This is a genomic window from Psychrobacter sp. M4 (assembly GCF_055699795.1).
The window spans coordinates 2,532,059-2,546,302 of the sequence record NZ_CM146740.1 but is presented as its reverse complement, the minus strand read 5'-3'; the positions used below and the strand labels follow the sequence as shown (position 1 = coordinate 2,546,302).

Sequence of the window (14,244 nt, the reverse complement as noted above, 5' to 3'; positions counted from 1 at the left end):
AGTACTTACGTAAAAGTACTTATATAAAAGTACTGATATAAATGAGATACGAGACTGCTTGTACACACCCTCAAACAATACCGTATATATGGAACTATAATCATGGCTAATTTAAAAGGACTTAATCCAGACGAGCAAGGACGCTCAGCTGCTGCTAATAGTGTGGCGTCTGATACAGCTCGAGTGTCAGCTTCTGAAAACACCGATACGGATACCTTAGGGCTTAAAAACCCGGCGTTTTGGTATAGTGGCGGCTTTATTACGCTCTTTGTCATTATGGCGATCTTTGCTGAAGAGCAGCTAGCAGCAATCGTTAATACTGCTTTCACTTGGTCAGCCGATATCTTTGGACCGTTTTGGCAAATACTACTACTAGCGACTTTTGTCATTGCGATAGCTGTTGGTGCTGGTCGTACAGGCAGGGTCATCTTAGGTAACCTACCCAAGCCTGAAATGGATAATTTTAAATGGATGGCGATTCTTTTTTGTACGCTACTTGCAGGTGGCGGGGTATTTTGGGCCGCAGCTGAACCGATCGCGCACTTTGTCTCAGCGCCGCCAGTTTACGGGGAAGCCGCCGATTTGCAACAACGCTCTTTTAATGCCTTGGCACAGTCGTTTATGCATTGGGGATTTTTGGCGTGGTCGATTGTCGGTAGTCTGACCGCTATAGTGGTGATGCATTTGCATTATGATAAAGGCTTACCGCTCAAGCCGCGTACGCTTTTATATCCTGTGTTTGGCGAGCGTGTGTTGACTGGTCAAACAGGCGCTATTATCGATGCGTGCTGTATCGTCGCCGTCGCTGCCGGTACGATTGGACCTATTGGTTTTTTAGGATTGCAGACCAGCTATGCACTCAATGAGCTATTTGGTATTCCTGATACCTTTGTTACTCAGCTTATTATCATCATATTTGCCATCGTTCTTTATACCATCTCAGCCATTAGTGGTCTGGCGCGCGGTATGCAGCTCTTAAGCCGTTTTAACGTCATATTAGCAGTGGCGCTGATGCTGTTTATTTTAATCTTGGGGCCGAGCAACTTTATCGTCAATGGTTATATCCAAGGCGTGGGCACCATGGTACAAAACTTTATCCCGATGGCAACTTTTCGCGGTGATGAAGGCTGGCTTGGCGGTTGGACGGTGTTCTTTTGGGGCTGGTTTTTAGGTTATGGACCGATGATGGCGATCTTTATCGCTCGTATCTCGCGTGGCCGTACTATCCGTGAATTAATTACTACCGTGTGTATCGTTGCACCATTAGTCACTTGTTTTTGGTTTACCGTTGTTGGCGGTTCGGGGCTCGCGTTTGAGGTTGCAAATCCGGGCAGTGTCAGCGCCGCTTTTGAAGGTTTTAACCTGCCAGGAGCGCTTCTTGCTATTACGCAGCAGCTGCCATTCCCATTGATCGTTTCGATATTATTTTTGATCTTGACCACGGTTTTTATTATTACTACTGGCGATTCAATGACTTATACTATTAGTGTAGTTATTAGTGGTGAGAGAGAACCGAATGCGATGATCCGTACCTTTTGGGGCGTTATGATGGGGATTACCGCCATTGTCCTTATCTCCTTAGGTTCAGGCGGGGTGTCGGCGCTGCAATCCTTTATTGTTATTACTGCGGTACCAGTATCTTTTATTCTTCTGCCGTCCTTATGGAATGGACCACAAATTGCGCAGCAAATGGCACGTGATCAAGACCTATATCGTCCCAATCGTGTGGAGACGGACTACCGGATCGCTGAGGAAAAACTGGCTAGAGAAGAGCTTATTAAAGATAGAGATTAGATAGTCGTTCATTAATATAGTCGGCGACTAGTTTATATATTTGTTGCTGGCTCAACACATTATCAAAGGTGGTGACATTATGAATCAGGTTCATATGGAAAATGGATGCATGGACATCGCAACACAGTCCCTGCGCTCGCCTGATGTGGTTATGAATGCCAAAAGAGTAGGCGCGATGCATCAGACGCGCATCAGCTTTGTTCGCACCTTGCTGCGCAAAATCGATAGAGAGAAATGGACGCTAGATACCTATCTGTGGGATTTGGATGACGAGGGTTTCGGACAAGTGATCTATCGTTTGCAAACCCCTGAACATGTTTATAATTTGGTAGTGTTCTGTAATGAGATCGCTGATGAAGAACGTAACGATCGCGTCATTGCGCAAAAGTGGGACGTCACCTTTGGACTGGTGTATGGCGAGATTGGGGAAGAGCTACTTGATAACTTAAAAGCCAATGTGCCGCTGCAAGAAGCGGGGCGTAATTCCAATATGGTCATGGTGCTGGCCCGCGCCAATAAAAGCGTACGGGTCTTTGAGCATACGGTTGATGCGCTTGCGAGTGGACGCCAGCCTGACCTCGATATTCTGGCGCAAGTGGGCTATATTTTGCGTACCACAGCGGTTTATGGCAATGGCAAATTTGGTATTTATGATTTTAAGCCCCTTGATCACAGCGAAGATTTTAAGCAGTCATTTCGCGCGCAGATGTGCGCCGTTTATCTATTACGTGAGTTCAGCCTCGACTGGGTGGATTATTTAGCCAAAAAGCGCGGCGGCGATAAAGCGGTGACCTTGCATCCACAGATTAAGCGTTATTTAGGAATTGGTAATGCGACAGGTCTTGGCATGGCACCCTATTTGATTAATCATCCGTGTATCGTCGATCAGTGGCTAACTAGTCGCGAAAAGGCGCTACAGGCGACTTTAGAGTGTGCTATCGAGCCTAAAAAGGTTGAGCATTTTTCAACCTTGCTAGCACGTGCTATTCAGCATTTTACTGAAATTGTCACTATTAATGAGCCGCAAGATCAGCTGAATGCGACTGTCGTTGAGGAGCTGAGCTCATTACAAAGTAATTTGAATGATAAGTTGCAAAAGTATGATAGGTGGGAAGATTTCCTACAAGCTCAAAATCATCTAAGCTTTGAGAGTCAAGAAGTTATTATCTCATGTCTGATGGAGCTGTATCCTGAGCGTGTCGATAGCTTTGAAGAAGAGGTCAATGCAGATGAGACGTTGTCGCTACCTAAAGGCAAAATGGTCAGAGATTTAATCGAGGTGTTAGAAGCCCGTTATCAGTGGGCTATCAATATTGATTTTAGTCAACCTGAAAACAAGTATTGGTTTTGGTATCGCTCCATAGATAAAGAAGAGCCGCGAATGGGTGTGCGCGGACAAGAGCCAGGCGATGATCGTGAGCTGTTTTTGGACATAGCACGCCAAGCGAATACTTTATATTTAGCTCTAAAGCAAGCCAATCCCAATCAGCTACTCTCAGAATTTATTTTAAAGCAGCCTAAATATCGCTCTATTGCGCGCCGTGTTTGGACATTGGGTCATAAAAAAATGGGCGATATTCAGATGAATGTGCTACAAAAAGACACGCTACCCATTCGTTTACTGCGCTGCAAGTTATCGATGTTTGGTGCCACTAAGTTTGATCCTAGATCTGATCGCTGGGTTCGCGTAACGTTGTTTCAAGGCGCGCCGCTGTTCTCGGAGGTGCATAGCGATGAGTGGCTGTTCCCATTATTGCCAAAAGCAGATGAGCTTGCCGATTTACCCCTAAAGTCAGTGCCATCGCGCTTGTCGAGCCGCACCAGGGAGGAGATATGATCGTATCACGCAATGAAATTGTCACCACGGTTTACAAAGCTTTTTTGGGAATGCACCGTGAAGTCGGCGAGGCGGATCTAATCGCTACTATGGTCGCAGAGCTACAAATGGCTGGACTTGACGGCGTACGTCACTTCAATAATGCTAGCCCTTATATCTTATATGAGCGCGATATGCCTATCGATATCGTTCATGAAGAAAAAGGACTTATCCATTTAGATTTGCAGGGCAGCAGCTTAGTTTGTCATCTCCCTGCTGTGATAGATTATGCGCTTGAGGAAATGGGTAATCTCGATCACATCAAAATCTATCTCCAAAACTGTCATAACCGCTGGCTGGCTTATAGTGAGCTGGTCAATCTGGCGGCTAAGCACATCGCTTGTCTGGCAAAGTGGGACAATGGCTCAGCACCTAAGCATACTTTATTTACCCTAAACCAAGGCTTTGTCTATCCTGATATTTACTTTTTTGATAAGGCGCAAGAGAACTACAATACTAATGATATGGTCATTGAGCTCTCCACCTCTAACTTTGATATTGAGGAGAAGATTCAACACTTTAATCATAAAATATCAACCGATGAGCTCTATGAAACTCATCAGCGCGCGTGGAAACAAGGCATCTATGTCGATGATGAGCAGTGGGAGATGCTGAAAAAAACAGCGGCGGCTATATTGGTTGAAAACAGCGAAGCTTCTAGTAAAGGGGCAGGCGGGGTATAAGTTTGATCGGTCTTCATGCTTTAAATTGAATGTTTGGATCCCTTCATTCATAGGGGGTCAAACTTAGCATAATATTATTAGAGAGCTAGTATCTAATTTTAAAGACTTCTTCGGTGCCTTTGGTTGCTCTTGTTGGGCAGTGTAAGCCAATTTATTTTGTAGCCTGTTAGTTGATAGCCTGACTTGCTTATTGATAGTAGAAACCCGCTAAATTATTTTTAGCGGGTTTCTTGCTATGTGCTGTGCTGTTAAAAGCTCTAAGTCATCACTTATCAACACTTCTAATTTATTATTTATTGAATTATTTCCATATGTCTGTATTATTGGACATATGGAAATAAAAAATGCTATCGCAAGCTTCGCGGCGCTCTCTCAAGATACTCGTCTTAAAGCCTTTAGGTTACTTGTCAGCCAAGAGCCCGAGGGTTTACCTGCGGGTGAGATAGCCCGTCAACTGTCTGTACCACATAACACTATGTCCGCGCATTTATTAGTGCTGGCACGAGCAGGGTGGGTAGTGTCAAAACGCCAAAGTCGGCAGATAATCTATCGTGCCTCGCTTACGCATATGGAGGCGGTCGTGCAGTTTTTATTGCAAGACTGCTGTGCGGGACATCCAGAGCTGTGTGCCTCGCTGATGGACAGTTTGAGCGGATGTGAGACTGCCCAGTTTAACAATCAAGACAGTTTTTAGAGCAAGCGCTACGCCAACAACGGATTTGATCAGCCTATTTATTCATAAACATTTTCTTAACAAGTAGGTTTTTAATAACCTTACTCAAAAAATAAGTGAGACTGCTATGACGTCATACATTTTTCATAATCCAAACTGCGGTACCTCTCGCAATACGCTTGCCATTATAAAGGCATCAGGCGAGCAACCGGAAGTAGTGGAGTATCTGAAAAACCCGCCGAGTCGTGATGAGTTGGTTGCGCTATTGGCAAAGATGAATATCTCGCCAAGAGAGTTACTACGTAGCAAAGAAGCCATCAATGATGAGCTGGGCTTAGATAATCCTGAGTTATCTGATGATGAGATTATTGATGCGATGATTGCCCATCCTATCTTAATTAACCGTCCTATCGTGGTCACAGATAAAGGCGCAGCGTTATGCCGACCTTCAGAGCGAGTGTTTGAATTGTTAGACCACCCAGTCAGCAGCTTTACTAAAGAAGATGGAGAGGTTTTACATCATGGTAAAGGTTAATACAGGGCAATCTGACGTCGATGACTTATCCAATCTAGATGACTTGCCCAATATTGATGCCAGTCAATTACAACCGATTGATATTGAGTCGTTGATTGCGCCAAATGATCCGCGTCATCCGCCTAAGATACTGGTGCTATACGGGTCATTACGTGAGCGCTCGTTTTCGCGGCTGGCGGCTGAAGAGGCAAGCCGTCTATTACGTTGGTATGGCTGCGAGGTACGGATGTTTAATCCATCGGGTCTACCGCTGCCAGATGATGCTGATATCGATCATCCAAAGGTGCAAGAGCTGCGCGAATTGGCGCAGTGGTCAGAGGGTATGCTGTGGGTGAGTCCAGAGCGTCACGGTAGTATGACTAGCATTATGAAAGCACAAATCGATTGGATACCACTCGCACTGGGTGGCGTACGTCCAACCCAAGGCAAAACCTTAGCGGTGATGCAAGTCAGCGGTGGCAGTCAAAGCTTTAATACCGTCAATCAGCTGCGCATTCTGGAGCGCTGGATGCGTATGATTACTATCCCGAATCAATCGTCTATCCCGAAAGCCTTTTTAGAGTTTAACGACGATAATCGCATGGACAAGTCGCCCTTATATCTGCGCCTCGTTGATGTCTGTGAAGAGCTGGTAAAGTTTACGTGGCTCACTCGTGGACGCTCAGCCTATCTGACAGATCGCTATTCAGAGCGGGTTGAAAGCGCTGAAGCAGTGTCGCAACGTGTCAATCAAAAGTCGCTGTAATATCTTCTAGTTATAATCAACACGCTGTAAATAAGGTTGCTCCATGCTCGCATTAATTATCTTTATCGTGACTTTGGTTTTGGTGATATGGCAGCCTAAAGGCTTGGGTATTGGTTGGAGCGCGCTGGGTGGGGCTTTAATCGCCTTAGCTTTTGGCGTGGTACAGCTATCCGATGTCGCTGTGGTATGGGACATCGTCTGGGATGCGACCTTTACCTTTGTAGCGCTAATTATCATCTCGCTTATCTTAGATAGAGCGGGATTTTTTGGTTGGGCGGCGCTACATGTGGCCAGACTTGGCAATGGGCAAGGACGGTTGTTATTTCCCATGATTGTGATATTGGGCGCGTTTATCTCCGCGTTTTTTGCCAATGATGGCGCAGCATTACTTCTGACACCGATTGTCATCGCTATCTTGTTACGGCTTAAGTTTTCACCGCCATCGGCATTGGCTTTTATCATAGCGACTGGCTTTATTGCTGATACCGCCAGCCTGCCGTTAGTGACTTCTAATCTGGTTAATATAGTCAGCGCCAATTATTTTGATATTGGCTTTGGACGTTATGCGGCAGTCATGGTGCCAGTAAATATGGTTTCTGTCATCGCGACATTAGCAGTGCTATGGGTGGTATATGCGCGCCAAATCCCAAAACATTATTCCATCGCCAATCTTAGCGCACCTGCATCCGCTATCGAAGATCCGCTAGTTTTTAGAGCGGCTTTTCCGCTATTGGCATTATTACTTGTTGCTTATTTTGCGACTGAATCACTAGGTATTCCTATTTCCCTCGTCACGGGAGCAGCGGCATTGGTATTAATGGCTATTGCAGGCCGCTGGTGGCAAGGCGGACGAGATGCCGTTGTTTCTGTGCCTGATGTCGTACGTAACGCGCCTTGGCAAATCGTATTGTTTTCTGTGGGTATGTATTTGGTGGTGTATGGCTTGGGTAATGCAGGACTGACGGCTTATGGTGCTCAAATACTGAATTGGTTAGGGCAGCAGGGCAATGTCATCGCTACAGTAGGGACTGGATTCCTTTCAGCGATCGTGGCTTCTATCATGAATAATATGCCATCTACCTTAGTAGGTGCACTGGCTATCGATAGCGCGCAAGTACCGGCTGCCACTCGTGAGCTGATGATATATGCTAATGTGATTGGCAATGATTTGGGGCCAAAGTTTACGCCCATCGGTAGCCTTGCAACCTTGTTATGGCTACATGTTTTAGCAGAGAAAGACTATAAAATAAGCTGGGGGCAATATATGAAAATCGGGCTGCTCATCACGCCGCCAGTGTTACTAGCCACGCTGTTGGCCTTGGTATTTTGGTTGCCGATGCTACCGAGTTATTGAGAAGCTATAGTCGATTCGCTTTAAAACCGATACAGTGCTCGCTACAAAACTACCTCAACTTGGAAGTAATAATCATCTTTGATAGTAATGCTGACTTTGCCGTTATGGGCGTTGACGATAGCTTGCACAATGGATAAACCCAAACCTGATCCTGCGTGCATAGTCTTGGTTTGATCATGTCGATGGAAGCGCTCAAATAATTTATCCGCATCGCTTTGAGTCAGGGGCTTAGCCAATTTATTAGTTATGGTGACTGTTAACGTAGAGGTTGTAGCTGCTTCAATAATAATGACGCTATCACTAGCCGCATAATAAATGGCATTTGACAGTAAATTGGCAAAGAGTCTTTGCAACAAGCCTTTATCGCCTAGCACTGTGCCAAAGCTGCCTGTTTTTTCAAAAGTTATCTCACGATCTTCCGCTATCAACTCAAAGTAATCTATGAGCTTAGTAATAAGTAAGTCTGTATCGACAAGTTTAAGCTGCGAGTCTTCAAGTCCTTTTTGAGTTTTTGCTAGCAAGAGCATGTTATTAATCAGCGCAGATAACTGCTCAAGCGTGTCATGTTGATGATGCAATTGCTCGATATATTCATTGGTGTTTCTCGTCTTGCTAAGCATGACCTGAGTCTGAGTGCCAAGAGTTGCCAGCGGGGTACGCAGCTCATGCGCGATGTTATCCGAGAAGCGCGATAATGATTCAAAGTTACTCTCAAGCTTGCTCATCATTAAGTTATAAGACTCAGCAAGCGGTCGCAGCTCGCGCGGCATATCACTAACGATGACTCGTTCATCCAGCTTTTCAGGGTTAATGCCTTTCATCTTTTGGACGATAGTAGATAAAGGTGCAAAACCCCAGTAGACACTTAATGCGGCAACTGACACCAATAGCAGGGTAATCGCTATCAATATCATACTAAGCTGGCGGTTAAACTGTAATAAATATTGATGATGGACATCGATAGGCAGTGCGATAAGCGCAAGCATTTGATTGTCTTGAATGATAACGGCGCGGTAACTTCTATTATTTATCTCCACGACAAACTGCTGCTCGTGATGGTCTTGCCATAGAGATGGCAGGTTAAAATCTGCGGGCAACTCATCGGCAAAGCTACTCGGAGCACTAGACAATAAGCGTCCGTTTTTATCCGCTATGAGCGTCTTTAGATCGTAGTCCAGCCAAGAGGAATGAAGGTGATCAGAGCCAATCGAGGCTGATGTTGGTAAAGTGGGTGAGTTCAGCGAAGTTGCTGCAGATGGTGAAGAAGGTAAAGTTGGATAAGCCGTTTCTTCATCGAGATGGGTTATGCGCCTGCGTAAATTAAACGCGGCATGCGTAATAATCTCTGAATCCATTTGCTTAAAGTGACCATTTACAGAGCGCTGAACCCAGATATAAATAACGATTTGAGAGATGACAACGAATATCGTCAGTAAAAAAATCGTCCGCCATAGCAGAGGTAAGCGTCGATTTTCAAAGTTATATTTCATCTTATTTGGCTTCAGTGCTATTGGTGGCAACGCTATTCACTACATTGCCATTGATGGTAGCGTTATCAGTACTCGTATCCGAAGTATTTATGGCATCCAATCGATAACCCATCCCGCGCACGGTATGAATCAGCTTTATAGCAAATTCATCATCGATTTTGAGTCGCAGACGTCTTATAGCGACGTCAATGACATTGGTATCACTATCAAAATTCATATCCCATACTTGCGAGGCGATGACGGAGCGTGGCAATACCTCGCCTTGACGTTCTAATAAAAACTGCAATAGAGAAAACTCTTTTGCTGTGAGTTTAATGGCGGTATCACCTCTATGTACAGTGCGCTTGGCAATGTCCATTTTTAGATCCGCTATGTGCATAATAGTGCTTTTATAATCTGCTTGATTGGCGCGGCGGAGCAGACTCTTTATTCTAACTATTAATTCTGCAAAGGCAAAAGGCTTGGTTAGATAATCGTCTCCGCCAATTTCAATGCCTTTGATTTTATCACTCAAATCATCTTTTGCAGTCAAAAATAAGACGGGCGTATGCTTGCCAGCGGCGCGGTAATTGCGTACCAACTCAAAGCCACTGACATCAGGCAGCATCACATCCATTAATACCACGCTGAACTCATCTGTCATCAAGGCATGATAGCCGTCTAGACCAGTTGTATGATGGTCAACGATAAAGCCAGCCTCGGTTAAGCCCTTTTTTATATACTCTCCAAGCTTTACCTCATCTTCTACTAGTAATACTTTCATTATTACTCCTTTAAATATCACTCTGATAATTGGTAGCTTAACACTGAATCATTTTTAGACACGTCTATACATCAATTGGTTCGATTGCCTAGTTGTAATAAAGACTTGTATGACAACTTTGATTTATTTCTAACAAACATGTCATGTCTGCGTCATTAAGCTGTCAGTTTCAGTTTAGTATTCCCAATCAACGCTAAATAGAAAGCTTTGTCGGTTAGAGATGGCCTTTAAAAGATAAAGATGACTTCTATAAATAGCTTCACTAACAAACATTCTACTTGAATGTCCAATTATTTATCTTTGAGAGTATTATATGAAAAATTATGGTCTAAAAAGTGCATCTCTATTGTCACTATCGATGTCATTGTCGATGTTTGTCGGAATGTCAGCAGCAAATGCCCATACTACCAACCTAAGTACTTCAATTATCAACAACTGCGATGCGGTTACTCAATTTGCAAAAAATGCGGATCACAATGATGCGCAGATATCTGATGCGCAAATGAAAAGCTATGTCGATGCAAGAGTAGCCTGTCAAGTTCAGCATCAAGATCAACATCTGCAAGCTGAAAAGTATTTTGTAGACAAGTATGGTCGAGATCGCGACAGTAATGCTAAGGCAATACTAGAGGATTATGAACAACATTAAAATCTATAGATGCAAAGATGACAGAATTGTCATCTTGGTGTCATCTGTCAGTCAGAATGAGTAAGTTATCATTTAGACTGATTTGATGGTCTTAGTCTTTGATAGCTTTAAATTAAATATATTCTTTAAGTTTCAAGGCGTTAAGGCCAAATTCAACCCAGCGTAAGCTTTGCTAGCTGTTAATCAAATCAAATAAGGAATTATTATGTCACCATTCAAATCAATGTCTAAATCAATCATCGTCACTGCTGTTGCTTTAGTTGTTTCAACGTCTGCTATGGCTCATGATCCAAAATTGCATGCTGAAAAGGATCAAATGAACTGTAAAAAGATGGAAAAACATATGCAAATGATGCAAAAGATGGATCATAGCAAGATGGATATGAATGATCCTGCTATGAAAGCAATGATGGCTAATATGGGCAAAATGAAACAGATGTACCAAAAACATTGCGTCAGTAGTGACAATAGAAATAATGACAGTAAATCTTAAGAATTTTATATAGTCCTATGAAATATACATCACTACCAGGCAGCTTTGCTGAATAAGCAGTTTTATTAAGTAAACAGCCGTGCTAAATGATAGTGGTGTATTAACAAAAATAGATTTTAGGATAAATACATGAAATTCTTATCGGGGATACTTTTTGCCATTGTTGTTGCGATCGCTGGTGTTTTTGCTGTGATTACTAGTGGTGTCGTAAACGTTGGGGCCGATCAAGAGCATAGTCCAATGGTCTACAATTTCTTGGAAACGGCTCGTCATCGTTCTATAGAAAACGCGAGTAAAGATATCATCGTTCCGGATTTAGCGCAGGTGGACATGATTAGCAGTGGTGGCGCGGATTATAAAGACATGTGCGAAGGCTGCCATTTATCTCCTGGCGTAGAGCAGACTGATCTTAGTCAAGGCCTATATCCAAAGCCACCTAATTTTACCAATACTGATGTTGTTGAGCGTTACCAAACGCAGGCGGGTGCTAGACAAGGGTTTTGGGCGATTAAACATGGCATCATGGCGTCTGGAATGCCAGCATGGGGCGCAACGCATGATGACGATAGAATGTGGGCCATGGTCGCTTTTATTAGATCGTTACCTAAGTTAGATGAAAGTCAGTACACCATGCTAACGACTAGATTGGACGACGATATGTTGGATATGTCATTTGATGGCAATATGGATATGGATATGTCGGGCGATGAATCTGGAATGCAGCATTAATAATTAAATATATACACAACGCTTAGGAGTGACTTTATGAAGCGCGATACCAATATGTTTTCTAATGAACACAATCGGTTATCTGGTCGTGTTCTTTTAGTGATGGTGACATCTTCACTATTATTAGCGGCTTGTAGCCAATCAAATACAAGCGCTTCTGATTCGCAGCCTGTACAACCTGAGCCAACGGTTGCGACACAAACGGCTCAGGTAGCACAGCCACAAGCTGAGCTGACAGCGGTGACGGCTCCTTTGATAAACCAATCAGAGCTCCTTAAAAATGTCTCCGCCACTGTTTATAAAGATGCCAATTGTGGCTGTTGTAAAGAATGGATAGGCCATGCAGAAGATAATGGTCTAAACGCAACGGCACACGATGTTGCAGACTTGTCGGTATTCAAAGAGCGTTATGGCGTACCGCCGCAAATGCAGTCTTGTCATACGGCGGTTACTACCGACGGTTATGTCTTTGAAGGCCATGTCCCCGCCAAGCACATAGCCCAATTCTTAAAAAACCCACCTAGCGATGCTATCGGTCTTGCCGTACCTGGTATGCCAGTCGGTAGCCCTGGTATGGAATATCAAAACCAATTTATGCCGTATCAAATTATGCAAATCAACAAAGACGGTACGACAAGCGTTTATGCCGATATTGAGTCACCGCAGCAGCAATTGTAGTTATGGTTTGAATGTAGTTTTGATTTGAATAAAGTTAACCACCATCTCGCAGATTAAGTTAGGGCATTATTATGAATAATAAAAACATGCTTAACCGCAGGCGTTTTTTGACAGGGTCATCTACGCTACTTGGTGCGTCTATGCTATCGACGTTACCGACTATTGCAAATAGTGCCTTGGGGACAAATCAAAAAAACGTCGTCATTAACAGTGATAAACCCGATCACAAAGTACCCATACTGACAGGCAAAGAGTTTGATCTTTATATCAGCAAAAAGCCCATTACGGTTAATGGCAAGACGAGCATGGCGACGCTTATCAATGACTCATTGCCAGCGCCAACGCTAAAAATGCGCGAAGGCGATACAGTAGTGATCCGCGTCCATAACCAAATGAATGAGTCGACCTCTATCCATTGGCATGGTCTGCTAGTGCCATTCGAGATGGATGGCGTGCCCGGCATTAGTTTTGATGGTATCCCAGCCAATAGCACCTTTACGTATAAATTTACCCTAAAACAAGCGGGCACTTACTGGTATCACTCGCATACTGGATTCCAAGAACAAACCGGTATGCGCGGGGCGATTGTCATTGAGCCGAAAGGACGTGAACGTCATCCTATTGAGGAAGACCATGTCATTTTGCTCAGTGATTGGACGCACCGTGACCCACACAATTTGCTGAAATTATTAAAGCAACGCGCAGACTTTGATAATTATCATTTGCCAGATTTCAAAAAACTGCTGTCCGATATTGCCGCAACGGATTTAGAAGCTGCTTTTGATAAGCGCAAAATGTGGAATCAGATGCGGATGATGCCGACAGATTTTACGGATCTGTCTGGTGAAACGACTTTTACCTATCTGATGAATGGTAAAACCACTGCGGCTAACTGGACGCAACTTGTCAAGGCTGGACAGCCGGTCAAACTACGTTTTATCAATGGTTCAGCACAGACGATATTTGATGTACGCATCCCTGGTCTAAAAATGAAAGTCGTCGCGACGGATGGGATTGATGTCAGTCCTGTCGATATCGATGATTTCCGTATTGGGGTGGCCGAGACTTATGATGTCATCGTGACGCCAACTAAAGATGCCCATACGATATTTGCCCAAAATATTGATCGGACAGATTATGTGGCGACGACGCTTGCTACTAAAAAGGGCGCACGTGCGCCAATACCTGCTATGGATAAAGTTGAATGGCTGACCATGGCCGATATGATGGGTGCGATGGGAGATAAAGGTTATCACGCTCGTCATGCCAAAACAGAATACGACTTTAAGACGGATATGCGCGTCGATAGTCCGCGTATGAACCTTGATGATCCAGGTATTAACCTGCGTAATATTGATAGACAGGTTCTGACATACAGTCAGCTGCGCTCTGTTGATGAGCATATTTTGACCGAGCAGAAAAAACCGACTAGAGAGCTTGAGATTCACCTAACGGGTAATATGGAGCGTTACATTTGGGCATTAGATGGGGTTATGTTCAAAGATGCCGCACCGGTCAATATTAAGCCCAACGAGCGCGTACGTATTACCTTAGTCAATGACACCATGATGAATCATCCCATGCATCTGCATGGTATGTGGAGCGATATGCGTGCGCCTAATGGCGACTTTCAGGTTCGTAAGCATACGATCACGGTACAACCTGCTCAAAAAATTAGTTTTGATGTTACGGGTGAAGTTGGACGCTGGGCTTGGCATTGCCACCTGCTTTATCACATGGAAGCTGGGATGTTTAGAGAAGTTGCCGTTGTTTAATAAACCT

At 44.0% G+C, this 14,244-nt stretch carries 14 protein-coding genes; 12 read left to right on the top strand and 2 right to left on the bottom strand.

Annotated features, from left to right (window positions below):
* Positions 1-102: 102 nt before the first annotated feature.
* From ACR63N_RS10540 to ACR63N_RS10510, 7 genes are all read left to right on the top strand, one after another.
* Positions 103-1,794 (top strand): BCCT family transporter, encoded by a 1,692-nt coding sequence (locus ACR63N_RS10540; protein WP_367103949.1) that lies wholly within the window; start codon positions 103-105, stop codon positions 1,792-1,794.
* A gap of 79 nt (positions 1,795-1,873) precedes the next feature.
* Positions 1,874-3,631 carry a hypothetical protein gene (locus ACR63N_RS10535; RefSeq protein WP_472781997.1) on the top strand — a complete coding sequence of 586 codons (1,758 nt, stop codon included), beginning with the start codon at positions 1,874-1,876 and terminating at the stop codon, positions 3,629-3,631.
* On the top strand, positions 3,628-4,353 hold the full coding sequence (locus ACR63N_RS10530) for a DUF3726 domain-containing protein (protein ID WP_367103951.1): 726 nt from the start codon (positions 3,628-3,630) through the stop codon (positions 4,351-4,353). The genes ACR63N_RS10535 and ACR63N_RS10530 overlap by 4 nt, the downstream gene beginning before the upstream one ends.
* A 331-nt stretch (positions 4,354-4,684) precedes the next feature.
* Positions 4,685-5,047, top strand: coding sequence for an ArsR/SmtB family transcription factor (locus tag ACR63N_RS10525; RefSeq protein WP_472781996.1), 363 nt, complete (start codon positions 4,685-4,687; stop codon positions 5,045-5,047).
* A 106-nt stretch (positions 5,048-5,153) separates the two neighbouring features.
* Positions 5,154-5,561: an arsenate reductase (glutaredoxin) gene (arsC, locus tag ACR63N_RS10520; protein ID WP_472781995.1), complete on the top strand. Its 408-nt coding sequence runs from the start codon at positions 5,154-5,156 to the stop codon at positions 5,559-5,561.
* Positions 5,548-6,306: an arsenical resistance protein ArsH gene (arsH, locus tag ACR63N_RS10515; protein WP_472781994.1), complete on the top strand. Its 759-nt coding sequence runs from the start codon at positions 5,548-5,550 to the stop codon at positions 6,304-6,306. The genes arsC and arsH overlap by 14 nt, the downstream gene beginning before the upstream one ends.
* Positions 6,307-6,349: 43 nt before the next feature.
* The gene (locus tag ACR63N_RS10510) at positions 6,350-7,660 is read left to right on the top strand and encodes an arsenic transporter (RefSeq protein ID WP_472781993.1); all 1,311 of its coding nucleotides are present in this window, start codon (positions 6,350-6,352) and stop codon (positions 7,658-7,660) included.
* Positions 7,661-7,701: 41 nt separating this feature from the next.
* On the opposite strand, the gene ACR63N_RS10505 is transcribed toward ACR63N_RS10510, so the two are convergent.
* On the bottom strand, positions 7,702-9,150 hold the full coding sequence (locus tag ACR63N_RS10505; RefSeq protein WP_367106845.1) for an ATP-binding protein: 1,449 nt from the start codon (positions 9,148-9,150) through the stop codon (positions 7,702-7,704).
* Position 9,151: 1 nt separating this feature from the next.
* Complete coding sequence (locus tag ACR63N_RS10500; RefSeq protein WP_367106846.1) at positions 9,152-9,913, bottom strand: heavy metal response regulator transcription factor; 762 nt, start codon at positions 9,911-9,913, stop codon at positions 9,152-9,154.
* A 313-nt stretch (positions 9,914-10,226) separates the two neighbouring features.
* Between ACR63N_RS10500 and ACR63N_RS10495 the strand changes: the two genes are divergently transcribed.
* From ACR63N_RS10495 to ACR63N_RS10475, 5 genes are all read left to right on the top strand, one after another.
* Positions 10,227-10,562, top strand: a complete 336-nt coding sequence (locus ACR63N_RS10495) for a hypothetical protein (RefSeq protein ID WP_367106847.1) — start codon at positions 10,227-10,229, stop codon at positions 10,560-10,562.
* A gap of 205 nt (positions 10,563-10,767) precedes the next feature.
* Positions 10,768-11,055 carry a hypothetical protein gene (locus ACR63N_RS10490; protein ID WP_367103959.1) on the top strand — a complete coding sequence of 96 codons (288 nt, stop codon included), beginning with the start codon at positions 10,768-10,770 and terminating at the stop codon, positions 11,053-11,055.
* Between the two features lie 129 nt (positions 11,056-11,184).
* Entirely contained in the window at positions 11,185-11,784 is a 600-nt protein-coding gene (locus tag ACR63N_RS10485) for a c-type cytochrome (RefSeq protein ID WP_367106848.1), read from the top strand.
* Positions 11,785-11,820: 36 nt separating this feature from the next.
* The gene (locus ACR63N_RS10480; protein ID WP_367106849.1) at positions 11,821-12,462 is read left to right on the top strand and encodes a DUF411 domain-containing protein; all 642 of its coding nucleotides are present in this window, start codon (positions 11,821-11,823) and stop codon (positions 12,460-12,462) included.
* 71 nt (positions 12,463-12,533) lie between these two features.
* Positions 12,534-14,237: a copper resistance system multicopper oxidase gene (locus tag ACR63N_RS10475; protein WP_472781992.1), complete on the top strand. Its 1,704-nt coding sequence runs from the start codon at positions 12,534-12,536 to the stop codon at positions 14,235-14,237.
* Positions 14,238-14,244: the final 7 nt, after the last annotated feature.

Bases quoted from the DNA above. Each gene is read 5' to 3' on its own strand.
- ACR63N_RS10540 (WP_367103949.1), top strand. From the start codon at position 103: ATGGCTAATTTAAAAGGACTTAATCCAGACGAGCAAGGACGCTCAGCT.
- ACR63N_RS10535 (WP_472781997.1), top strand. From the start codon at position 1,874: ATGAATCAGGTTCATATGGAAAATGGATGCATGGACATCGCAACACAG.
- ACR63N_RS10530 (WP_367103951.1), top strand. From the start codon at position 3,628: ATGATCGTATCACGCAATGAAATTGTCACCACGGTTTACAAAGCTTTT.
- ACR63N_RS10525 (WP_472781996.1), top strand. From the start codon at position 4,685: ATGGAAATAAAAAATGCTATCGCAAGCTTCGCGGCGCTCTCTCAAGAT.
- arsC (WP_472781995.1), top strand. From the start codon at position 5,154: ATGACGTCATACATTTTTCATAATCCAAACTGCGGTACCTCTCGCAAT.
- arsH (WP_472781994.1), top strand. From the start codon at position 5,548: ATGGTAAAGGTTAATACAGGGCAATCTGACGTCGATGACTTATCCAAT.
- ACR63N_RS10510 (WP_472781993.1), top strand. From the start codon at position 6,350: ATGCTCGCATTAATTATCTTTATCGTGACTTTGGTTTTGGTGATATGG.
- ACR63N_RS10505 (WP_367106845.1), bottom strand. From the start codon at position 9,150: ATGAAATATAACTTTGAAAATCGACGCTTACCTCTGCTATGGCGGACG.
- ACR63N_RS10500 (WP_367106846.1), bottom strand. From the start codon at position 9,913: ATGAAAGTATTACTAGTAGAAGATGAGGTAAAGCTTGGAGAGTATATA.
- ACR63N_RS10495 (WP_367106847.1), top strand. From the start codon at position 10,227: ATGAAAAATTATGGTCTAAAAAGTGCATCTCTATTGTCACTATCGATG.
- ACR63N_RS10490 (WP_367103959.1), top strand. From the start codon at position 10,768: ATGTCACCATTCAAATCAATGTCTAAATCAATCATCGTCACTGCTGTT.
- ACR63N_RS10485 (WP_367106848.1), top strand. From the start codon at position 11,185: ATGAAATTCTTATCGGGGATACTTTTTGCCATTGTTGTTGCGATCGCT.
- ACR63N_RS10480 (WP_367106849.1), top strand. From the start codon at position 11,821: ATGAAGCGCGATACCAATATGTTTTCTAATGAACACAATCGGTTATCT.
- ACR63N_RS10475 (WP_472781992.1), top strand. From the start codon at position 12,534: ATGAATAATAAAAACATGCTTAACCGCAGGCGTTTTTTGACAGGGTCA.